We start from the raw sequence: 20,788 nt of genomic DNA, 5'->3' as shown, positions 1-20,788 counted from the left end.
TGTCAATGAGAAAGAAAAGGTTCGTAGTAAGTTTGCGTCCAATTAAGTATTTAGAAGAGCTTTTAGAAGCTTAAAAAGTAGAAAAAAATAGAATTTGCAGTTGCTAACCATTCATGCGTTTGTCGTGGGGTTAAATAACACCTGGCTTTCTTTTGTAAAGATATTCTGCTACAATAAACAGATAGAAACAGGAAGACAGAACAGGAGAAAACAATCATGTCAAATATCATAGAAATCACAGATTTTAACGCACCGGAGCTGGATGTATATGCCAGGATCTCCGAGATACAGCTTTTGAACCGGGCAGAGCCTGAGAAGGGAATCTTTATCGCGGAGAGCCCGAAAGTTATTGAGCGGGCGTTGGATTCCGGATGTAAGCCGATTTCTTTTCTGGTGGAACATAAACATATTGAGGGAGAAGCAAAGGAGCTGATCCGGCGATGTGGAGACATTTCGGTTTATACAGCAGAATTTGATGTTCTGACACAGCTGACCGGTTTTAAGCTGACAAGAGGAATGCTCTGTGCCATGCACCGGCCGGCACTTCCGGGGATTGATGAGATCTGCAAAAATGCCCGCAGGATCGCGGTTCTGGAAAATGTGGTAAATCCTACTAATATCGGCGCGATTTTTCGTTCTGCGGCGGCTCTTGGAATGGATGCGGTCCTGTTAACGCCAGGATGCAGCAATCCCCTGTACCGCCGTGCGATCCGTGTCAGCATGGGAACTGTATTTCAGATCCCATGGACGTTTTTTGATGAAAAGACAGAGTGGAAGACCGAAGGCATCCGGCTGCTGAAGGCAATGGGATTTAAGACCGCAGCCATGGCACTGAAGGAGGATTCTTTTGATATTGACGATCCCCATCTGATGGCGGAAGAAAAACTGGCGGTTGTTCTTGGGACGGAAGGAGATGGACTTGCCTCAGAGACCATTGCGGACTGTGACTATACGGTATGCATTCCCATGGCCCATGGAGTAGATTCATTGAATGTGGCTGCAGCCAGTGCGGTGGCATTCTGGCAATTGGGGAAACATTAAAAAAATGTGCCGGACAGGAAGAACGTATTCTTTTATAAGATCATTGCGGGGAAATGTCATGGACATGGCTATTGGTGTGATCATTGGAGGTGCTTTCTCAGGTATCGTAACATCACTGACCGACAACTTTATCAATCCGATCCTGAATGTGCTTACAGGAGGAGCAACGTATACACTGAAGGATGTATCCGGATTTGCTTCATCCTTTGTCTCATCAGTGATCAATTTTGTGATCATGGCATTTATTCTTTTCTGTCTTCTGAAGGCGGTAAACAAGATCACTTCTATCGGAGCAAAAAAAGAGGAAGAGCCTGCACCAACTACGAAGGTATGTCCGTTCTGCAGAAGTGAGATCGACATCGAGGCTACAAGATGCCCACACTGTACTTCAATTCTGAACGAAGAAAAAAAGGAAGAATTATAAAAGAGAATATCCGCTTTACATAGAAAAAACGGGAAATCAGGAAGCATATTATGGTATGCATGAGATTTCCCGTTTTTTTTATGCGTTTGTGTTCTGATTTTCTTCTTCCATATCCATCAGATGAAAAGAAAGCAGCAGATAAAGGATTTCATCTCTGTCTGTAAGATCCGAATCCAGAAATGCTTTGATCTTATCCAGACGGTAAAGAAGAGTAGTTCTGTGGATAAATAAAGCGCTGGCAGTATGGGCAATGTTCTGGTTGTGTTCCAGAAAACAACGCAGTGTGTCATAGAGATGAGATTGTTTTGCCTCATCTTTGTATTTTAGTGACAGAAGCTTTTCGTGGCAGATCATGTAAGCAGGAAGTTTTCTGGTAGCCTGTTCCAGGATGTAGGGCAGAGCGATGGAGTTAAAATAGTGGATACTTTCTGCGGGGTTTTTGCGTTTGCCAACCTGTAAAGTGACAGAAGCCTGTGTGTATTGACGGTGGAAATTGAAATGCCCGAGCATCTTCCTGCTGTATCCGGCGCTTAGCATGCTGCTTTTGATAAAGCCTTCAATCTTATCGGAAATTTCTTGGACGGTCATAGTACAGAGATCCAGATTGATAAAAAGCACAGCATTTCCTTTATATTCGGTAGCGCAGCTTGCCGGGATCGTATTTTCCAGATAATTGCAGATGGCATTGAGGGTCAGATTTTTCTGATCGATCAGCCCGGTCTGGATCAGGATGCATTGATACATATGGGAAGAAAGCCACCCCACATTTGTCAGCTGCTGGCTGACTTTTACATAATCAGCTCCAGGGTCTGTCAGGATGGATATAAAAATCTGATGCAGAGGAAAAGCTTTATCCCGGTTGTGCATGATACCTGTGGAAAGTGCATGAGATACCATTTGGGAAAGGTACTCCAGGACGAAACCAAAGGTGTCATCCAGAGGAACTTCACCTCCGGAAAACATCAGTCTGTATACGGCCTTGTCATTGTTGGAAATGTTTACACAGAGAGAAGGAACCGTAAGGCCATTTCCCGGATAATAAAAATAACCAGTTTTATAAAATGCTTCCTCGTAATGAGGGTCCTGCTTCAGACTGTCCACAATATCCCAGGAATTTTCGCTGGAACCCAGAACGGAATTGGAGAGATCACCCAGGTCCCAGCCTCTGGAAGCAATGATGGTAAAATCCATGCCGATCAGCATCATTGGATTTGGAATGATGGAAGTGGTAAGATCCAGAAGCTCCTGAATAGAAGCGTTTCGAAGACGGGACTCCATCAGAGACTGATTCCACTGGTCATAAAGGATAAAAATATCCTGAAGTTTATTAAAAACAGTGTTAACAGGAAGGTCTTCAGGGATGATACACATATTTGGCTGGGATAATTCGTAATTCTGATAAGCTTTTCCGATCATCAGGAACAGGATATTTTTGGGATGATGAAAAGTTGGCTGAAAATCCGGATCTGTGATGAGGTAAACACGTCCATCCTGAAGAGGCATGCTTTTTTCAAAACAGGAAGGGCAGGAAAGCGTGGGAAATGTATCCAGCCTGGATGTATGTATGGAAAATGATTTCTGTAAGTGATAACAGATGATTTTTGCACTGAGTTTCAAAGAAAATCCTCCTTCCTATATTTTATAGGAAAAAATAGAAATAATCACCATATTATGTGGAATTGTGATTCTTCTGATTTTCAGTATAATAGAATCATAAAGAAAAAACAAGTGCAGAAATAAGCCTTTTATATTGGGGTGTAGCAAAACAAGTGCGGAAAAAAGGCTTTCCTGCATAATAACGTAGCGGAGGTGTTTTTATGTTAACAAAAAGACAGAATATGATGGAAGTAATCCGTGGAGGAAATCCGGATCGTTTTGTAAAACAGTATGAGGGACTGACCTTTGTTCTGAATACTCCCTATCAGCAGCAGTATCCGATGATGCCGGAAGGACCTGGTGCACCAACAGTAAAATGTGGCTGGGGATATTATAATTCCTGGCCGGCAGGAACGCCAGGAGCGTTTCCACTTCATGATCCCGAACATCTGGTATGCCCGGATATCACAGAATGGAAAAAATATGTAAAAGCACCGGATATCAATTACACAGCAGAAGACTGGAAAGCATGCCAGGAGACCATTGCCGGAATTGATAGGAATGAAACAATGGTTGCCACACTGATCGCACCGGGAGTTTTTGAGATGTGCCATTATCTCTGTGAAATTCAGAATACTATGATGAATTTTTACGAAGAACCGGAAGCCATGCATGAACTGATCGAATATATTACAGAGTGGGAACTGAAATGGGCAGAGCAGATCTGTACCTATATGAAACCGGATGTTGTATTCCATCATGATGACTGGGGAACACAGAAATCTACATTTATCAGTGTGGACATGTTCCGTGAATTCTTTATGGATTCCTACAAACGTATTTATGGCTATTACCATGATCACGGGGTAGAACTGATCATTCATCACAATGACAGTTACAGTGCAACATTGGTTCCAACAATGATCGAGATGGGAATTGATGTATGGCAGGGATGTATGTCAGTCAATGATCTTCCAAAACTGATCAAAGAATATGGAAAAGATATCACATTTATGGGCGGTATCGATAATGGTAAAGTAGATCGTTTTGACTGGAATCAGGAAATGATTGAAGAAGCAACCGATCAGCTTTGCAGAGACTGTGGTAAACTTCATTTTATTCCATGTACCACCCATGGCCTGAATTTTTCCTGCATCCCAGGTGTTTATGAGGCAGTAGATCAGGAAATCGATAAAATGACGAAAGAAATGTTTTGATCGAATTCAGATTGGCCTATATAACTATATAATAGGAAGAAAATAAAATAAAAAAAGGTCGGAAAAGCCTGCAAAACTCAGCAGAAAAGCGCTTTCCCGGCCTTTTTTCTGTGAAATTTTGGAAAAAATAAATTTGTAAAGCAAAAACCCTTGACAGGCATGCCGGAATCGTGTATGATAGCCAAGGTGATTACAGATGGAGAAATTTGTAGAGCAGACTTTTTTATTTGATTTTTATGGAGAGCTTCTGACAGAGAGGCAGCGGCAGGTGTACACCAGTGTGGTATTTGAGGATTATTCCTTAAGTGAAGTTGCTGAGGAACTTGGCATCAGCAGACAGGGTGTACATGATATGATCAGACGGTGCAATCGGACGTTGGAGGAATACGAAGAGAAACTCCATCTGGTCGAGAAATTCCTGAACATCCGCAGTCAGGTTATGAAGATCCATGAACTGGCTGACAAGTACCACGCCGAAGATATTGCGGCGATTTCCAATGTGATATTAGAGGAGTTATGATCAATGGCATTTGAGAGTTTAACAGATAAACTGCAGAATGTATTTAAAAAGCTGAAAGGCAAAGGCCGTCTTACAGAGGCTGATGTCAAGGTTGCGCTGAAAGAAGTTAAGATGGCACTTCTGGAAGCGGATGTTAACTTTAAGGTCGTTAAGCAGTTTACGAAATCTGTTCAGGAAAAGGCTATCGGACAGGATGTTATGAATGGTCTGAATCCGGGACAGATGGTGATCAAGATCGTAAATGACGAGCTGGTCAATCTGATGGGAAGTGAGACAACAGAACTTCCGATCAAACCGGGAATGGATCTTACCGTTCTTATGATGGTCGGCCTCCAGGGTGCAGGTAAGACAACAACGGTTGCCAAGCTGGCAGGCAAACTGAAATCCAAAGGAAAGAGACCACTGCTTGTGGCCTGTGATGTTTACCGTCCCGCAGCGATCACACAGCTGCAGGTGAATGGTGAGAAGCAGGGCGTCGAGGTCTTTTCCATGGGAGACAAGCAGAATCCCGTGGACATTGCAAAAGCAGCTATCGAGCATGCGAAATCCAATCAGCAGAATGTTGTACTGATCGATACAGCAGGACGTCTTCATATTGATGAAGATATGATGCAGGAGCTTGAGAATATCAAGGCAAATGTGAATGTGGATGCGACAGTGCTTGTAGTTGATGCCATGACAGGACAGGATGCGGTGAATGTAGCGCAGAACTTTTCTGATAAAGTCGGCATTGACGGCGTGATCCTGACCAAGATGGACGGTGATACACGAGGTGGAGCTGCACTTTCCATTAAAGCCGTAACCGGCAAACCGATCTTCTATGTTGGTATGGGAGAGAAGCTTTCGGACCTGGAACAGTTTTATCCGGAACGTATGGCTTCCAGAATCCTTGGTATGGGCGATGTGATGAGCCTGATCGAGAAGGTGGAAGCATCTGTGGATCAGGAACAGGCCCAGGAGATGCAGAAGAAGCTGAAGAAAATGGACTTCGACTTTAATGACTATCTTACCAGCATGGAGCAAATGAACAAAATGGGTGGTATTTCCAGTATCCTGAACATGCTTCCTGGAATGGGCGGCAAGATGAAAGATATCGAGGGCATGATCGATGAGAAAGCTATGGATCGTACCAAGTCCATCATCCTTTCCATGACACCTCAGGAGAGAAGCAATCCGAACATTCTGAACATATCCCGTAAGAACCGCATCGCCAGAGGTGCAGGCGTGGATGTCACAGAAGTAAACCGTCTTGTGAAGCAGTTTGAGCAGAGCAAGAAGATGATGAAACAGATGCCGGGCTTAACAGGCGGCAAGATGAATATGGGAAAAAGAGGCGGCTTTAAGCTTCCCTTTTAATAAACAACAATAAATTTTTAGAAAGATAATTGGAGGAAAACAAAAATGGCAGTTAAGATCAGATTAAGAAGAATGGGACAGAAGAAAGCACCTTTCTATAGAATCGTAGTAGCAGATTCCCGCTGCAAACGTGACGGAAGATGTATCGCAGAGATCGGAACATATGATCCGAACCTTGACCCAAGCGTATACAAAATCGACGAAGAGGCAGCTAAGAAATGGCTTGCAGCTGGTGCTCAGCCTACAGAAGTAGTTGCTAAGCTTCTTAAACTTGCCGGAATCGAGAAATAATACCTGACAGATTTAAGATCTGTGGGCCCCGTAAGGGCAGAGCAAGGAGGTATGTAATGAAACAACTTGTAGAAGTAATTGCAAAATCTCTTGTTGAAAATCCGGATGAGGTAGTCGTTACTGAGACTGAGAAAGACGACGCGATTGTTGTTGAACTGAAAGTCGGACCGGCCGATATGGGTAAGGTCATTGGAAGACAGGGAAGAATTGCCAAGGCAATCCGTACTGTTGTGAAAGCGGCTTCTTCAAAAAGCAGCAAAAAAGTGATTGTAGATATTCTGCAATGAAAAATGAGACAGGAGCTGTGGATTCCATGGCTCCTGTTTTTACTCTGAAAGGGAGCAAAAATGGAAGATTTATTAAAAGTAGGAGTTATCACAACAACGCATGGTGTCCGTGGTGAAGTAAAGGTTTTTCCAACAACGGATGATGCAGAGCGTTTTCTTGATATTGAATATGTGCTTCTGGATACAGGAAAAGAACTTCGCAGACTGAATATTCAGAATGTAAAATTCTTTAAGAATCTTGCGATCCTGAAGTTTGAAGGCGTTGATAATATCAATGATATTGAAATGTATAAAGGCCGTGATCTCTGGATTCCGCGTGAGGAAGCACAGGAGCTTGGCGAGGATGAATATTATGTGGCAGATCTGATCGGAATGGATGTACTTCTGGAGAATGGGGAGAAATTCGGAGTACTCCGCGATGTTATGGAGACCGGTGCCAATGATGTTTATATCGTAGATCGTGTGGATGGAGAGGAAGTTCTGCTTCCGGCGATCCATGACTGTGTTCTTGATGTAGACGTGGAAAAAAATACCATGACTGTGCATTTGATGAAAGGGCTTGTTTAAATGAATTATCATGTACTTACACTGTTTCCGGAAATGATCGAGAACGGAATGAACACAAGTATTACAGGCCGTGCGATTACAAAGGGACTGTTATCACTGGAAGCGATCAATATCCGGGATTTTGCCTTCAACAAGCACCAGAAGGTAGATGATTATCCATATGGCGGCGGTGCCGGAATGCTAATGCAGGCAGAACCGGTATATCTGTCCTATGAATCCATTGTAGAGCGCATCGGAAGAAAACCACGTGTGATCTTTCTTACTCCTCAGGGAAAAACTTTCAACCAGAATATGGCGAAAGAGTTCGCACTGGAAGAAGACCTGGTTTTTCTCTGCGGTCATTATGAGGGAATTGATGAGCGTGTTCTGGAAGAAATTGTGACGGATTATGTTTCTATCGGTGATTATGTACTTACTGGTGGGGAACTTCCGGCTATGGTTATGATGGATTCCATTTCCAGAATGGTACCAGGTGTTCTGAATAATCAGGAATCCGGAGAGACGGAATCTTTTTCCGGAAATCTTCTGGAATATCCCCAGTACAGCCGACCGGAAGAATGGCATGGAAAAAAAGTTCCGGAGGTGCTGCTTTCCGGACATCATGCAAATGTGGATAAATGGAGAAGAGAGCAGTCTATTATCCGTACTGCCAAATGGAGACCGGATCTGCTGCCAAAGGCCGATCTTACAAACAAAGAGTGGAACGAGGTCCGCAGGCTTCGCAAACAATGGAAAGAGGAAGTGGAAAAATAATTATGAAAACATCAGATTTTTATTATGACCTGCCGCAGGAACTGATTGCTCAGGACCCGCTGGAGGACAGAAGTTCTTCCAGACTGATGCATCTGTCCCTGAAAGACGGAAGTATCGAGCATCGTCATTTTACCGATATACTGGATTACCTGCATAAGGGAGACTGCCTTGTGATCAATGACACCAAAGTTATTCCGGCACGTCTTTACGGACATAAGGAGGAGACAGGAGCACTGATCGAGATCCTGCTTCTGAAACGCCGTGAGAATGATATCTGGGAGTGTCTTGTAAAGCCCGGCAAAAAGGCACGTCCGGGTGCCAAAATAACTTTTGGCGATGGCATTTTAAAAGGTGAGATCATCGATATTGTAGATGAGGGAAACCGCCTGATCCAGTTCCATTATGAGGGAATTTTTGAGGAAATTCTGGATCAGCTGGGAGAAATGCCGCTGCCGCCATATATTACCCACAAGCTGAAAGACAAAAACCGTTATCAGACCGTGTATGCCAAAAATGAAGGATCTGCTGCAGCACCGACTGCAGGACTGCATTTCACACCGGAACTTCTTGAGAAGGTAAAAGAAATGGGTGTGAATATTGCCCATGTAACTTTACATGTAGGCCTTGGAACGTTCCGACCGGTAAAAGTGGATGATGTGGAGAAACATCATATGCATTCGGAATTTTACATTGTGGAAGAAGATCAGGCAAAACTGATCAATGATACAAAGAAAAACGGTGGAAGAGTGATTTCCGTGGGAACTACCAGCTGCCGTACCCTGGAGTCTGCAACAGGAGAAGACGGAATCGTAAAAGCCGGAAGCGGATGGACAGAGATCTTTATCTATCCAGGCTATAAATTCAAAGCAATCGATGGACTGATCACCAATTTCCATCTTCCGGAGTCCACGCTGCTGATGCTGGTTTCTGCCCTTGCAGGAAAAGAGCATATTATGGCTGCCTATGAGGAGGCGGTGAAGGAGAGATACCGTTTCTTCAGTTTTGGTGATGCCATGATGATCGAGTAACAAAATTACAATTATCTTTCATATAAAAATCCTGACAGATTTTTGCATGGATCATGCAATATCTGTCAGGATTTTATTTTATCTATTCATCGCTGTTATCTGAAAAATCTGCCTCTTCATCGGAACTGTAATCTTCTTCGTCCGAGGTATCATAATCTTCTGAAGTATCGTAATCCGAACCATCCGATTCATCTGAAAAATCAGAGTCTGTATCCGATTCAGATTCATCGGAAGTATCAGTGCTTCCGGATGCGTCATCTGCAGAAACAGTATCAGAACTGCCTGTATCGCCAGAGGATTTGGCTGTAGAATCTGCTGTTGGAATCGCTGCGCTGCGTTCATCAATCTTGGATTTGATTCTGGTGGCTTCATCGCCGGTAGCAGGGGTTGGCTGATAGTTGTTATAACCGTCTGCAGAAGAAATGGAGCAGGGAATGATATTTGTTACATTATCTGCCTGTACACCGTCGGAGGTGATGGTAAAGGTCTGCTGAAAAATCATGGTATCCATATCGCTTGGCGAGCTGTTTCCGCCAAAGCAGAAATTTCCAAGACTGTAAACGATATTTTTGCCCTTGTAAGTTTCAATTCCCTGAAGTACATGTGGATGATGCCCGCATACCAGGTCCGCACCTTCATCAATGGCCAGACGTCCGAGAGTCATCTGATTGGTATCCGGAACAGTTTCGCTCTCATTGCCCCAGTGGAAGATTACAATAACAAGCTCTGCGCCGTCTGCTTTGACTTTGGCAATATTATCTTTCAGCTGTTGTTCACGGCCAAGATGGTCTTTCAGTTCATAAATTCCCACAAGTCCGACTTTAACACCCTTGATGTCCATAACTGCAGTATCATCATAGCCAAAATGGATGATCCCTGCGTTATCCAGAGCAGTCAGTGTGTCCGTGTAACTCTGCTCTCCGTAATCATGACTGTGATTGTTGGCAGTATTTACGGCTTCTATGGAACCACTGGTTAGGATCTGTGCATATTCGGCAGGTGCTTTAAATGCAAATGTTTTATCTTCACGGGTATCCGAATCCGTAAGTGTTCCCTCAAAATTGGCGATGGTCAGATCATCAGCTGAAAAAATACTTTTTACATTCTGGAAAAAGTAATCTTTTCCGTTGCTGTCATAATAGGCGTTCAGACTTGTGTCATAATCAAAGGTTTCGTCTGTACCAAGGGTGCAGTCGCCTACAACACTGATGGTCAGTGAAACAGGATCTTTCTGAGCTGCTTTTGCGGTTTCTTCGGATTTTTTCGCCTGGGCGGCTTCCTGTGCTTTTTGGATGGCAGCAGCTTCGGCGGCTTTTCTGGAAGAAATACAGGAGCGGGCAGAGAAGATAATTACAAGAAGCAAGATCAGAAATCCTCCTCCCGCAAGCATCATTTTCTGACGTCGTACCTGCTGATATCTGGAATTTTTTTTGATGTTTTTTCTGCGGGATGTGGCAGAACTGTGTGTGGACGGACGTTTGTTTACCCGCGAAGTGGTTTGGCGATGGCCGCTTTCTTTCTGACCGGAACGATGTGTATGTGTCTGTCTGGCCTGGAGTGCTTCTTTTCGTGCCAGTTCCGGATCATGTCTGTGCGGCAGCTTTCGATTATCATTTGCCATACTTTTTCTCCTTCATATGTAAAGATACATTTATTATAGGAAGAATTGGAAGTAATGTAAAGAATGAATACCGGACTTTGCAGAAAAAAGAGTTTTTGCTATAATGGACAAGGCAACACAATTGTGGCTTTAAGCTGCTGTAAATAAAAAATACAGGGAGATCAGAAAAAAATGGTATTATATATCGGAAATCATACAAGTTCATCCAAAGGCTATGCAGCCATGGGACGTCAGATGGTAAAAAACGGAGGAAATACGTTCGCATTTTTTACCAGAAATCCAAGAGGCGGTAAGGCGAAAGAGATTGATCCGGCAGATGTGGAAAAGTTTCTGGAACTTGCCAGAGAGCATCATTTCGGTAAGATCGTAGCTCATGCGCCATATACAATGAATGCTTGTGCGGCAAAAGAAAATCTGAGGGATTTTGCCAGAGAGATTATGGCAGATGATCTGAAACGCATGGAGTATACACCGGGGAATTATTATAATTTTCATCCCGGAAGCCATGTAGGGCAGGGAATAGAAGCTGGAATTGCAAAAATTGCAGAAATTCTCAATGATGTTCTTACAGAAGAACAAAGTACCACAGTTCTTCTGGAAACTATGTCCGGCAAGGGATCAGAAGTGGGATCAACGTTTCAGGAACTGAAAGAGATCATTGACCGCGTGGAGAGAAAAGACAAACTGGGGGTCTGCCTGGATACCTGTCACATCTGGGATGGAGGCTATGACATTGTACATGATCTGGATGGAGTACTGACAGAATTTGACCAGGTGATCGGACTTACCAGACTGAAAGCGGTTCATCTTAATGACAGCATGAATGGACTGGGAAGTCATAAAGACCGTCACGCAAAGATCGGCGAAGGAGAAATCGGTCTGGATGCGCTTGTAGAGGTGGTGTGTCATCCGGCACTTAAGGGAGTTCCTTTTATACTGGAGACGCCAAATGATGATGAGGGATGGAAAAGAGAAATTACACTTTTGAGAGAACGATATGCCATGAAAGGAGATTGATTCATGAGAAAGTTTAAACTATTTCTTTTGGCACTGACTGGTGCTGCGATTCTGATGCTGGGTGGCTGTAAGGAGAAGCAGACGTATGATGAAGCTGCTTTTGAGAATGATATGGAGCCGTTGACAGACGATGAATTAAAAGCCATGGATGAGGACAGTGATGATGAAATGACTGCGATGGATGAAGAGGAGATGGAGCAGGCGCAGGATTCTTCAGAGAAAGACAGCACAGAAAGTACAGATCACGCTGCAGAAAACAAAATGGATGAAAAAGGAACGTATACGGACAAAAATGATGTTGCCCAGTATATTTATGAGTATGGCCATGCGCCGTCGAATTTAACTCCCGAGAATTATGAGAATGCAGATAGTATGCTTCCGGTAGAAGAAGGTGTTACTTACCAGCAGTGCAGTCTGGATCCTGAGGGAAAACAGAAATTAATCTATACACAGGATGGAAAGCGTGTATATTATACAGAAGATGATGGAAAATCTTTTGAGGAAATTTATTAGGAAATACAGGTGTACATTTAAGAGTTGACAAAAATGTCCCGGATCATCGTTAAGTGCAATGGTCCGGGACATTTTTTCTATAAAGGTTCTGGAAATCAGTGAACCAGATTTTTCATTTCATCCCCATCCATAAACGCTTTTGCATTTTCCAGGGTTGTTTCAGCAATATTTGTCAGTGCTTCTACTGTGAAAAATCCCTGATGGGAAGTCATTGTAACATTCGGGAAGGACAGAAGACGCTGGATCGTGGAAGTAGGAAGAATGCTGCTTGACATATCTTCATATACATAGGCGGATTCTTCTTCATAAACATCCAGACCAACGGCAAAGAATTTATGATCACGGATACCTGCGATCAGGTCGTCCGTTTTGATCAGTCCACCTCTGGAAGTATTTACAAGGATCACGCCATCTTTCATTTTGGCGATGGTTTCGGAGTTGATCAGATGCTCTGTTTCCGAAGTCATCGGGCAGTGCAGACTGATCAGATCGCTGGTGGCAAGAAGTTCGTCCAGTGAAACATATTCCAGAAAGTCAAGATTTTTATTTGGGAAAAGATCATAAGCGATTACTTTCATACCGAAGCCACGGCAGATTTTTGCCATTGCCTGGCCGATTTTTCCGGTACCGATGATGCCGGCAGTTTTCTGATAAAAGTTTACGCCCATGAGACCGTTCAGGGCGAAGTTGTTTTCACGGCATTTGATATAGGCTTTGTGGGTGTGGCGGTTGGCGGTGAGTGCCAGTGCCATAGCGTGTTCGGCAACTGCTTCCGGAGAATAACCAGGAACACGTGCTACCTGAATTCCACATTTTGCAGAAGTCTCCAGATCAACATTGTTGTATCCTGCACAGCGCATCAGGATCAGTTTTACACCCTGGCGGTGAAGTTCTTCGATAACAGGCGCACCAAGATCTGCATTTACAAATGCACAGATGGCATCGTAGCCGTGGGCAAGAGCTGCGGTTTCTTCATGGATATTTGCTTCAATAAATTTAATCTCAATACCTGGATAGGATGGAAGCAGCTTCTCAAAAAATTCTCTATCGTAGCTCTTGGTGTCATAAAACAAAATTTTCATAATCGTTGCTCCTCTCTGGAAATCTTTTATTTTCCGGACAAATAATACCATAACTGTAGAAATTTGAAAAGTGGGGAAATAGATAAAGTTTATCAAAAAAATGATTTTATTTTGGAATTATAATATCCATAACAGATAAAAAATATACGAAATATAAAAAAATGCAAAAAACAGAGAGCATTTTCAGGTACTTCCATCTGATAGAACAGATGCAATAGTACACAAAAATGCTCTCTGTCTGTATATCTGATAATTATTCTGCCAGACTGTAAAGATCGGAATAGAATTCCGGATAGGAGATGTTGACACATTCACCATTTTTGATGGAAAGTGTTCCTTCTGAGAGAAGGCCTGCTACTGCGAAGGACATGGCTACACGGTGATCCAGATGAGAATCGATCTCTGCACCGTGGAGAGGTTTTCCGCCATGGATGATCATGCCGTCTTCCGTTGCCTGGATATCTGCGCCCATTTTCCGGAGATTTTCGGTCATAACCTGAATACGGTCGGATTCTTTGACACGGAGTTCCTGTGCATCCCGGATAACAGTGGTTCCTTCTGCAAAAGCTGCCATAACAGCGATCATCGGAAGTTCATCGATCAGAGTAGGAATGATGGCACCTTCTACTGTGGTTCCGTGAAGAGCGGAGGAGCGGATCAGAAGATCAGCAGTAGGCTCACCTTCTGTGGTTTCGTTGAGAAGGGTGATATCTGCCCCCATGGCTTTGCATACACGGAGGATACCGTCACGGGTCGGGTTGATCCCCACATTTTTCAGAAGGATCTCGCTGTTGGGAACAAGAAGGCCGGCTGCGATAAAATAAGCAGCGGAAGAGATATCGCCCGGAACCAGAATCTCACGTCCGTAAAGAGAAGGATCTGGCTTGATGAATGCAGTTGTTCCTTCTGATGTTACATCAGCGCCAAAGTAATTCAGCATGATCTCCGTGTGATTTCTGGAGAGAACCGGCTCTGTTACACAGGTAATGCCGTCCGAATACATTCCGGCAAGGAGTACACAGGATTTTACCTGGGCAGACGCTACCGGAGAATTGTAGTGGATGGCATGGAGTTTTTTTCCGGAGATCTTAAGCGGTGCACATCCGTTTCCGCCAAGGCTGATGATATCTGCCCCCATCTGGGAAAGCGGAGTCATGATCCGTTTCATGGGGCGTTTCTGGATGGAAGCATCGCCGGTAAGTTCTGATACAAAATCCTGTCCTGCCAGGATTCCGGAGATGAGGCGGGTGGTAGTACCGCTGTTGCCTACATCAAGAGTCTCTGCTGGAGCGCTGAGACCGTGGAGGCCTTTTCCGTGAACCAGGATCTCGCCTTTGGTATTTTCTATGTTAATGCCCATTTTCCGGAAACAGGAAATGGTGGAGAGGCAGTCGGCACCTTCCAGAAAGTTTGAGATCCTGGTAGTGCCTTCTGCGAGAGAGCCGAACATAACAGCTCTGTGAGAAATGGATTTATCTCCGGGAATAGAAAGAGAACCGGATAATTTTTTTGCTTTTTTGATTTCCATAATAAATACCTCATTTATATATATCAGCGTTCACAGATTTTGTAATTACGTTTGGTAAGAAGCACTTTGGCCTGCTCCAGGGCTGCATCTGTATAAAATTCGATCTTCAGAACGCCATCTTCAAATTCACGGTTGTGGATGATGCCGATATTTTTGATGCTGACCTTTTCTGTTGCAAGAATGGTTGCGATAGTTGCAATGGCACCGGCCTCATCTGCCACATCAATGTAAAGAACATAGGAGCGGGGGATCAGGCTGTTATCTACAATGTCAATGGAATCACGGTAATCCTTGGAACTTGCGAACATGTCAAAAATATTGTCGGCTTCTCTGTTATCAATGGAACAGCGGATCTGGATCAGCATACGGATAAATTCGTCCAGAACTGTGGAAATGTTTTTCTGGTTTTCCAGGCAGATCTGCTCCCACATAACTGGTGAAGAAGAAGCGATACGTGTGATATCACGGAAACCACCGGCTGCGATCATTTTCATATACTGGGCATCGTTGTCCAGAAGGTTTACAAGATTGACAAGAGCGGAAGCCACGATATGAGGGAGGTGGCTGACTCCTGCCGTGATGAAATCATGTTCTTCCGCAGTGAGAACAAGAGGGATCGCACCAAGAGAGGAAACCAGTTCCGTAAAATCGGAAATCCGATCCAGAGCAACTTCTCCTCCGGGAGTAATGATATAGTAAGCATTTTCCAGGAGATGATCACTGGAATTGGAAAAACCGCTGCGCTCGGAGCCTGCCATTGGATGGCCGCCGATAAATTTTCCCTCGAGTCCAAGTTCGGTTACCTTTTCGTGGATGATACTTTTTACACTTCCCACATCGGTGAGAATGCAGTTTTCTCCAAGAGAATCCTTGATCTTTTCCATGTACTCCACATTGAATTCTACAGGGGCACAGAGAAAAAGATAATCGCAGTTGTATAATCGCTCATCTTCAATATCGCAGATCCCGTCGATCACATTTAAACTGACTGCCTCTGCCAGAGCGTCTCTGTCTTTGTCAAAGGCAAGCAGGCGATAATCCGGGTGAAATTTTCGTATGGTTCTGGCAATGGAGCCGCCGATCAGCCCAAGGCCGATAAAACCTATGGTTTTCATAGTACTTCAGAGTCCTTTCCGGTTACATTTTACTTTTATTCTTTAATAGTGTAAATCACGACTATATTGTAAAAGAAAGTACGAAAAATGTCAACAAATGTTAGAACATGTTTGAAAAAGCATTCCCACAATCTGCACGTTCCATTTTGCGGTATATTTTGCCCGAATTCGGTTGTCGTAGCCCGAAACGGGAATATTACCAATGAACAGTAAAAATAATTGGACAGTAATATAAAAAGACTTGAGAAATCAGGGATTTCGGACGTATAATAAGAAAAAATAATGTAGGGTACAGAGGAGAATTTATTATGAAATATCAGTCAGTAATGGATCTGCACACACATACTGTAGCCAGCGGACATGCATACTGTACGCTTCGCGAGATGGCGAAAGCAGCTTCCGATAAGGGGCTTGAGCTTCTGGGAATCACAGAACATGCACCGAAGATGCCCGGAACCTGCCACAAGTTCTATTTTCAGAATATAAAAGTAGTGCCCCGTGAAATGTACGGAATCCAGCTGCTTCTGGGATCAGAGGTAAATATCCTGGATGCTGCAGGAACGGTGGATCTGGCTCAGAAAACCCTGGAAAAGCTGGACGTGGTCATTGCAAGCCTTCATGTGCCATGTATCAAACCGGGCAGCAGACAGGAGAATACAGAAGCCTATCTTAATGTTATGAAAAATCCGTATGTCAATATCATCGGACATCCGGATGACGGAAGATACGATATCGACTATGAGGCGCTTGTACAGGGGGCAAAAGAATATGGTAAAGTTCTGGAGCTTAATAATCACTCCATGGACCCGGACTGTACCCGTGAGAATGCGGTAGAGAACGATACCATTATGCTGAATTACTGCAAAAAATATCAGGTACCTGTGGTTATGGACAGCGATGCCCATTTTGATCTTCTGATCGGAGAATTTGACCTTGCCAGAGCCCTTCTGACAAAACTGGATTTTCCGGAAGATCTGGTACTGAACCGTTCCGTGGATGCCGTGAAAAAATATGTAAACCGTACATTCTGACAGGGGGGACAGAATGTACAGGCTTTTCTCTTAAAAGATATAGAAGATACAGAAAAATAGAAAAAATCCTGAAAGAATACCTGATTTTGCAAAATGCTGAGAAAACATATCCGGATTCTTTCGGGATTTTTTTATGTAAAAATCAGATACTTTCGCCATGTACTACAACGAATTGACGGTATAACTAAAAACTTTCTGAAAAAAAGTTGTCAAAATTGAATAAAATACTTGAAATTTGCATGGAAATTTAGTAAAATGTGAACATATTAAGTAAGACAAACAGGGAGGTATTACATATGGACGTTTTCAGAACAGACCGAATCAGAAATGTAGTCCTATTAGGTCATGGTGGCGCAGGTAAAACAACACTGGCTGAGGCAATGGCTTATCTGGCAGGTATGACAAACAGACTCGGACGTGTTGAGGATGGCAATACTGTCAGCGATTATGACAAGGAAGAAATAAAGAGACATTTTTCCATCACAACTTCTTTGATTCCGGTACCATGGGATAAGATGAAGGTAAATGTACTGGATACTCCCGGATATTTCGATTTTGTGGGAGAAGTTGAGGAAGCCGTCAGTGCAGCAGATGCAGCGATCATCGTTGTTTCCGGTAAGGCCGGTGTTCAGGTTGGAACACAGAAGGCATGGAATCTCTGCGAGAAATATAAACTTCCGCGAATGATCTTTGTTACCGATATGGACGTGGATGATGTCAGCTATCGTGAGGTCGTGGAAGAGCTGACAGAGCTGTATGGCAAGAGGATCGCTCCTCTTCATTTCCCGATCCGTGAAGACGGTAAGTTTGTAGGTTATGTCAATGTTGTGAAACAGGCCGGAAGAAGATACATTGACAAGGCCGGTAAAGAAGAATGCCCGGTTCCGGACTATCTGACCGAATATCTTGAGAAATATCATGAAACTCTGATGGAGTCTGTTGCAGAAACAAGCGAAGAGTTTATGGACCGTTATTTTGAGGGAGATACCTTCTCCGTAGCAGAGGTTTCTGCGGCCATTGCAACTAACGTACAGGATGGAAGCATTGTTCCGGTATGCATGGGTTCACCGGTAAATCTTCGTGGTGTATCCAATCTTCTGGATGATATCTGCGGTTACTTCCCGAGTCCGAGCGGACGTTCCTGCAACGGTATCGCACAGAAGACCAACGAGATCTTTGAGGCGAATTATGACTTTGCCAAGGCAAAATCCGCTTATGTATTTAAGACCATCGCAGATCCGTTCCTTGGTAAATATTCTCTGATCAAGGTATGCTCCGGTGTGCTGAAATCCGATGATACACTTCTCAATGTAGAGAAGGGAACAGAGGAGCGTGTAAATAAACTCTATGTTCTGGAAGGTTCCAAACCGATCGAAGTTCCGGAGCTTTTTGCAGGTGATATCGGTGCCATTGCCAAACTTGGCAGCGTACAGACCGGTGACAGCCTTGCAACTAAGGCGAACCCGATCCTTTATCCGAAGGCTGTACTTTCCACACCATATACATATAAGAGATTTAAGGCAGTGAAGAAGGGCGATGAGGATAAGATCGCACAGTCCCTTGCCAAGATGATGACAGAGGACAGAACGCTTAAGGTTGTCAATGACAGTGCCAACCGTCAGAGCCTGATCTACGGTATGGGCGATCAGCATCTGGATATCGTTGTCAGCAAGCTGAAAGAACGTTATAAAGTGGATGTGGAACTTTCAAAACCAAAGGTTCCGTTCCGTGAGACACTTCGTAAGAAGTCTGATGTAGAAGGCAAACATAAAAAACAGTCCGGTGGACACGGACAGTATGGTCATGTTAAGATGCGTTTTGAGCCATCCGGTGATCTGGAGACACCTTATGTATTTGAGCAGGTAGTTGTAGGTGGCGCAGTTCCGAAGAATTACTTCCCGGCAGTTGAAAAAGGACTTCAGGAATGTGTCCTGAAAGGACCTCTGGCTGCATATCCGGTAGTTGGTGTGAAAGCAACTCTTTATGATGGATCTTATCATCCGGTAGATTCTTCTGAAATGGCATTTAAGATGGCAACGATCCTTGCCTTCAAGAAGGGCTTTATGGAAGCTTCTCCTGTACTTCTTGAGCCGATCATTTCCATGAAGGTTACTGTTCCGGATAAATATACCGGTGATGTTATGGGCGATCTGAACAAGAGACGTGGCCGTGTTCTCGGAATGAATCCGGATCATGAAGGAAATACCATCATTGAGGCAGATGTTCCGCTTCTTGAGATTTATGGATATTCCACAGTTCTTCGTTCCATGACCGGTGGAAGCGGAGATTTCTCCTATGAGTTTGCACGCTATGAGCAGGCTCCGAGTGATATCCAGGAGAAAGAGATCGCGGCACGCGCAAGCAAGGTTGACAGTGCTGACGAATAAACAGAGATATTTTTTGAGGGCAGAATAAAGAGTTGACAGGCTGCAGCATTTGCTGTAGCCTGTTTTTAGATGCATTCGTGAATAAGCAGTCAGAGAAACGAATTGCGCTCATACAGGTTATTGAAGTATGAGCAGAAAAGAAAAGAGAGAGGACAAAAAATGTTGGTATGTGATTATATCGTGGAACAGATTGACGGAGATTATGCACATTTGAAGCGTGTGGATCAGCCGGAGGAGGAACTGAAAGTGGTTGCCAGAGCATTACTTCCGGCAGAAATCTATGAGGGCTGTGAGCTTCATTATGAGCTGATGCAGTATTCAATGAAATGATAAGGCTGCAGGATATCGCGGATATGGCAGGTGTCAGTCGTACAACAGTATCCAATGTGATCAATGGAAATACAAAACGGGTTTCACAGAACACTATTGACCGGATCACGGCGATCCTGAAGGAGCAGAATTATGTTCCCCACATGGGATCTGTGATGCTATCCGGACACGGCTCAAGGATCATTGGAGTGGTTCTTGGTTTTTCCTTCATTCATGGTATGCAGTCTCTGCAGGACTCTTTTGTGGGAGAAATCACCGGAACGCTGCAGGTGGAAGCGGAGAACAGAGGCTATTATATCATGCTCATTGGCGGGGAAAAGATTGACAATGTGGTAGATATGGCCTCCCGTTGGAATGTGGAAGGTCTTATCATTATAGGATACAACGAAGAACGGTATCACCAGCTTTCCAGGAAGCTGAATAAAAAAATGGTATTGATCGACGCTTATCCCAAAGGAGAATACACTTTTCAGAATGTAGGAGTGGATGATTATTCCGGCGGATATCAGATCGGGGAATATCTGCATTCCTGTGGATACCACCGGGCACTTTTTGTTGCGGAGACAGAGCAGGACAGTGATTATGCCAGATGGCTGGGATTTAAGCAGGCAATGGAAAAAAATGGCGGCTTCTGCAGCCGTTCCCGATATGTGGTAGTTCCCCAGGACCCCCGGCGCAGGCTGAAAAAATATGAAGAACTGCTGCCACGTTTTCTGGAGGCAAAAGCACTGGCATTTTCTTCGGATTACACAGCAGTGGAAGCCATCAATTTTTTTACAGATCAGGGAATCCGGATTCCGGAGCAGATTTCCATTACCGGGTTTGATGATAATTTTTATGCACAGATCGTAAGGCCAAAGCTGACCACCATTCATCAGGATGTTCATCAGAAAGCAGTTCTGGCCTTGCGGAAGCTGCTTCTTATGGCAGAGGGAAAGGAACCTGCCGAAAAAAATGTAAAAAGCCCTGTCTGGCTTGTAAAGAGAGATTCTGTAAAAGAGTAGCAGGATCTCTTTTTTTATGTTGTGATGACTTTTCCTGGCACATCATCGAAATACGGTTGGAAATTATTTTTAGAGGCCAG

At 43.9% G+C, this 20,788-nt stretch carries 22 protein-coding genes; 17 read left to right on the top strand and 5 right to left on the bottom strand.

The window, feature by feature from the left end:
- Positions 1-216 precede the first annotated feature (216 nt).
- Positions 217-1,041: a TrmH family RNA methyltransferase gene (locus G5B12_RS05580; RefSeq protein WP_021978101.1), complete on the top strand. Its 825-nt coding sequence runs from the start codon at positions 217-219 to the stop codon at positions 1,039-1,041.
- 4 nt (positions 1,042-1,045) lie between these two features.
- Positions 1,046-1,465 (top strand): large conductance mechanosensitive channel protein MscL, encoded by a 420-nt coding sequence (mscL, locus tag G5B12_RS05575; RefSeq protein ID WP_255493884.1) that lies wholly within the window; start codon positions 1,046-1,048, stop codon positions 1,463-1,465.
- A gap of 78 nt (positions 1,466-1,543) precedes the next feature.
- Here the strand turns inward: mscL and G5B12_RS05570 are convergent, their stop codons facing one another.
- A complete protein-coding gene (locus G5B12_RS05570; protein ID WP_021978099.1) occupies positions 1,544-3,082 on the bottom strand; it encodes a PucR family transcriptional regulator in 1,539 nt (512 codons plus the stop codon).
- Positions 3,083-3,282: 200 nt separating this feature from the next.
- On the opposite strand from G5B12_RS05570, the gene G5B12_RS05565 reads away from it, so the two are divergent.
- The 8 genes from G5B12_RS05565 (at position 3,283) to queA (ending at position 9,080) form a co-directional block, all read left to right on the top strand.
- On the top strand, positions 3,283-4,278 hold the full coding sequence (locus tag G5B12_RS05565) for a uroporphyrinogen decarboxylase family protein (RefSeq protein WP_021978098.1): 996 nt from the start codon (positions 3,283-3,285) through the stop codon (positions 4,276-4,278).
- A 196-nt stretch (positions 4,279-4,474) separates the two neighbouring features.
- A complete protein-coding gene (gene ylxM / locus G5B12_RS05560) occupies positions 4,475-4,798 on the top strand; it encodes a YlxM family DNA-binding protein (protein WP_021978097.1) in 324 nt (107 codons plus the stop codon).
- A gap of 3 nt (positions 4,799-4,801) precedes the next feature.
- Entirely contained in the window at positions 4,802-6,154 is a 1,353-nt protein-coding gene (gene ffh, locus G5B12_RS05555; protein WP_021978096.1) for a signal recognition particle protein, read from the top strand.
- Between the two features lie 45 nt (positions 6,155-6,199).
- The gene (gene rpsP, locus G5B12_RS05550; protein ID WP_015525220.1) at positions 6,200-6,445 is read left to right on the top strand and encodes a 30S ribosomal protein S16; all 246 of its coding nucleotides are present in this window, start codon (positions 6,200-6,202) and stop codon (positions 6,443-6,445) included.
- Between the two features lie 56 nt (positions 6,446-6,501).
- Positions 6,502-6,732: a KH domain-containing protein gene (locus G5B12_RS05545; protein WP_015525219.1), complete on the top strand. Its 231-nt coding sequence runs from the start codon at positions 6,502-6,504 to the stop codon at positions 6,730-6,732.
- Positions 6,733-6,792: 60 nt separating this feature from the next.
- Positions 6,793-7,299 carry a ribosome maturation factor RimM gene (gene rimM, locus G5B12_RS05540; protein ID WP_021978095.1) on the top strand — a complete coding sequence of 169 codons (507 nt, stop codon included), beginning with the start codon at positions 6,793-6,795 and terminating at the stop codon, positions 7,297-7,299.
- Positions 7,300-8,052 (top strand): tRNA (guanosine(37)-N1)-methyltransferase TrmD, encoded by a 753-nt coding sequence (trmD, locus tag G5B12_RS05535; RefSeq protein ID WP_021978094.1) that lies wholly within the window; start codon positions 7,300-7,302, stop codon positions 8,050-8,052.
- Positions 8,053-8,054: 2 nt separating this feature from the next.
- Positions 8,055-9,080, top strand: a complete 1,026-nt coding sequence (gene queA, locus G5B12_RS05530; RefSeq protein ID WP_021978093.1) for a tRNA preQ1(34) S-adenosylmethionine ribosyltransferase-isomerase QueA — start codon at positions 8,055-8,057, stop codon at positions 9,078-9,080.
- 82 nt (positions 9,081-9,162) lie between these two features.
- Here the strand turns inward: queA and G5B12_RS05525 are convergent, their stop codons facing one another.
- The gene (locus tag G5B12_RS05525; protein WP_174087876.1) at positions 9,163-10,701 is read right to left on the bottom strand and encodes a CapA family protein; all 1,539 of its coding nucleotides are present in this window, start codon (positions 10,699-10,701) and stop codon (positions 9,163-9,165) included.
- A gap of 171 nt (positions 10,702-10,872) precedes the next feature.
- On the opposite strand from G5B12_RS05525, the gene G5B12_RS05520 reads away from it, so the two are divergent.
- Together G5B12_RS05520 and G5B12_RS05515 are read left to right on the top strand one after the other, a co-directional pair.
- Entirely contained in the window at positions 10,873-11,718 is an 846-nt protein-coding gene (locus G5B12_RS05520; RefSeq protein WP_118064494.1) for a deoxyribonuclease IV, read from the top strand.
- Positions 11,719-11,721: 3 nt separating this feature from the next.
- Complete coding sequence (locus G5B12_RS05515) at positions 11,722-12,231, top strand: ribonuclease domain-containing protein (RefSeq protein ID WP_021978090.1); 510 nt, start codon at positions 11,722-11,724, stop codon at positions 12,229-12,231.
- Between the two features lie 95 nt (positions 12,232-12,326).
- Here G5B12_RS05515 and G5B12_RS05510 read toward each other — a convergent pair whose 3' ends face one another.
- From G5B12_RS05510 to G5B12_RS05500, 3 genes are all read right to left on the bottom strand, one after another.
- Positions 12,327-13,313, bottom strand: a complete 987-nt coding sequence (locus tag G5B12_RS05510; RefSeq protein WP_174087875.1) for a 2-hydroxyacid dehydrogenase — start codon at positions 13,311-13,313, stop codon at positions 12,327-12,329.
- Between the two features lie 253 nt (positions 13,314-13,566).
- Positions 13,567-14,841 carry a 3-phosphoshikimate 1-carboxyvinyltransferase gene (aroA, locus tag G5B12_RS05505; RefSeq protein ID WP_148446999.1) on the bottom strand — a complete coding sequence of 425 codons (1,275 nt, stop codon included), beginning with the start codon at positions 14,839-14,841 and terminating at the stop codon, positions 13,567-13,569.
- Between the two features lie 23 nt (positions 14,842-14,864).
- Entirely contained in the window at positions 14,865-15,956 is a 1,092-nt protein-coding gene (locus G5B12_RS05500; RefSeq protein ID WP_118064487.1) for a prephenate dehydrogenase, read from the bottom strand.
- Positions 15,957-16,043: 87 nt separating this feature from the next.
- On the opposite strand from G5B12_RS05500, the gene G5B12_RS18490 reads away from it, so the two are divergent.
- From G5B12_RS18490 to G5B12_RS05480, 5 genes are all read left to right on the top strand, one after another.
- A complete protein-coding gene (locus tag G5B12_RS18490; RefSeq protein ID WP_417029149.1) occupies positions 16,044-16,169 on the top strand; it encodes a DUF6783 domain-containing protein in 126 nt (41 codons plus the stop codon).
- A gap of 95 nt (positions 16,170-16,264) precedes the next feature.
- Positions 16,265-16,987, top strand: coding sequence for a phosphatase (locus tag G5B12_RS05495; RefSeq protein WP_021978086.1), 723 nt, complete (start codon positions 16,265-16,267; stop codon positions 16,985-16,987).
- Positions 16,988-17,283: 296 nt separating this feature from the next.
- A complete protein-coding gene (locus tag G5B12_RS05490; RefSeq protein ID WP_021978085.1) occupies positions 17,284-19,374 on the top strand; it encodes an elongation factor G in 2,091 nt (696 codons plus the stop codon).
- 159 nt (positions 19,375-19,533) lie between these two features.
- Complete coding sequence (locus G5B12_RS05485) at positions 19,534-19,704, top strand: hypothetical protein (protein WP_015525206.1); 171 nt, start codon at positions 19,534-19,536, stop codon at positions 19,702-19,704.
- Positions 19,701-20,708, top strand: coding sequence for a LacI family DNA-binding transcriptional regulator (locus tag G5B12_RS05480; RefSeq protein WP_174087874.1), 1,008 nt, complete (start codon positions 19,701-19,703; stop codon positions 20,706-20,708). Before G5B12_RS05485 ends, G5B12_RS05480 begins: the two co-directional genes overlap by 4 nt.
- Positions 20,709-20,788 lie beyond the last annotated feature (80 nt).

It is taken from the genome of Blautia sp. MSK.20.85, assembly GCF_013317245.1.
In the GTDB taxonomy this organism is placed as follows: Bacteria; Bacillota; Clostridia; order Lachnospirales; family Lachnospiraceae; genus Blautia_A.
This window is presented reverse-complemented; position numbering and strand designations above follow the sequence as displayed.

What these genes read in the sequence shown, in the direction of transcription:
- queA (WP_021978093.1), top strand. Translation starts at nt 8,055, where the DNA reads ATGAAAACATCAGATTTTTATTATGACCTGCCGCAGGAACTGATTGCT.
- G5B12_RS05520 (WP_118064494.1), top strand. Translation starts at nt 10,873, where the DNA reads ATGGTATTATATATCGGAAATCATACAAGTTCATCCAAAGGCTATGCA.
- G5B12_RS05545 (WP_015525219.1), top strand. Translation starts at nt 6,502, where the DNA reads ATGAAACAACTTGTAGAAGTAATTGCAAAATCTCTTGTTGAAAATCCG.
- G5B12_RS05485 (WP_015525206.1), top strand. Translation starts at nt 19,534, where the DNA reads ATGTTGGTATGTGATTATATCGTGGAACAGATTGACGGAGATTATGCA.
- G5B12_RS05490 (WP_021978085.1), top strand. Translation starts at nt 17,284, where the DNA reads ATGGACGTTTTCAGAACAGACCGAATCAGAAATGTAGTCCTATTAGGT.
- mscL (WP_255493884.1), top strand. Translation starts at nt 1,046, where the DNA reads ATGTGCCGGACAGGAAGAACGTATTCTTTTATAAGATCATTGCGGGGA.
- aroA (WP_148446999.1), bottom strand. Translation starts at nt 14,841, where the DNA reads ATGGAAATCAAAAAAGCAAAAAAATTATCCGGTTCTCTTTCTATTCCC.
- G5B12_RS05515 (WP_021978090.1), top strand. Translation starts at nt 11,722, where the DNA reads ATGAGAAAGTTTAAACTATTTCTTTTGGCACTGACTGGTGCTGCGATT.
- G5B12_RS05580 (WP_021978101.1), top strand. Translation starts at nt 217, where the DNA reads ATGTCAAATATCATAGAAATCACAGATTTTAACGCACCGGAGCTGGAT.
- G5B12_RS05510 (WP_174087875.1), bottom strand. Translation starts at nt 13,313, where the DNA reads ATGAAAATTTTGTTTTATGACACCAAGAGCTACGATAGAGAATTTTTT.
- G5B12_RS05565 (WP_021978098.1), top strand. Translation starts at nt 3,283, where the DNA reads ATGTTAACAAAAAGACAGAATATGATGGAAGTAATCCGTGGAGGAAAT.
- G5B12_RS05495 (WP_021978086.1), top strand. Translation starts at nt 16,265, where the DNA reads ATGAAATATCAGTCAGTAATGGATCTGCACACACATACTGTAGCCAGC.
- ffh (WP_021978096.1), top strand. Translation starts at nt 4,802, where the DNA reads ATGGCATTTGAGAGTTTAACAGATAAACTGCAGAATGTATTTAAAAAG.
- G5B12_RS05500 (WP_118064487.1), bottom strand. Translation starts at nt 15,956, where the DNA reads ATGAAAACCATAGGTTTTATCGGCCTTGGGCTGATCGGCGGCTCCATT.
- ylxM (WP_021978097.1), top strand. Translation starts at nt 4,475, where the DNA reads ATGGAGAAATTTGTAGAGCAGACTTTTTTATTTGATTTTTATGGAGAG.
- rimM (WP_021978095.1), top strand. Translation starts at nt 6,793, where the DNA reads ATGGAAGATTTATTAAAAGTAGGAGTTATCACAACAACGCATGGTGTC.
- rpsP (WP_015525220.1), top strand. Translation starts at nt 6,200, where the DNA reads ATGGCAGTTAAGATCAGATTAAGAAGAATGGGACAGAAGAAAGCACCT.
- G5B12_RS18490 (WP_417029149.1), top strand. Translation starts at nt 16,044, where the DNA reads ATGTCAACAAATGTTAGAACATGTTTGAAAAAGCATTCCCACAATCTG.
- G5B12_RS05480 (WP_174087874.1), top strand. Translation starts at nt 19,701, where the DNA reads ATGATAAGGCTGCAGGATATCGCGGATATGGCAGGTGTCAGTCGTACA.
- trmD (WP_021978094.1), top strand. Translation starts at nt 7,300, where the DNA reads ATGAATTATCATGTACTTACACTGTTTCCGGAAATGATCGAGAACGGA.
- G5B12_RS05525 (WP_174087876.1), bottom strand. Translation starts at nt 10,701, where the DNA reads ATGGCAAATGATAATCGAAAGCTGCCGCACAGACATGATCCGGAACTG.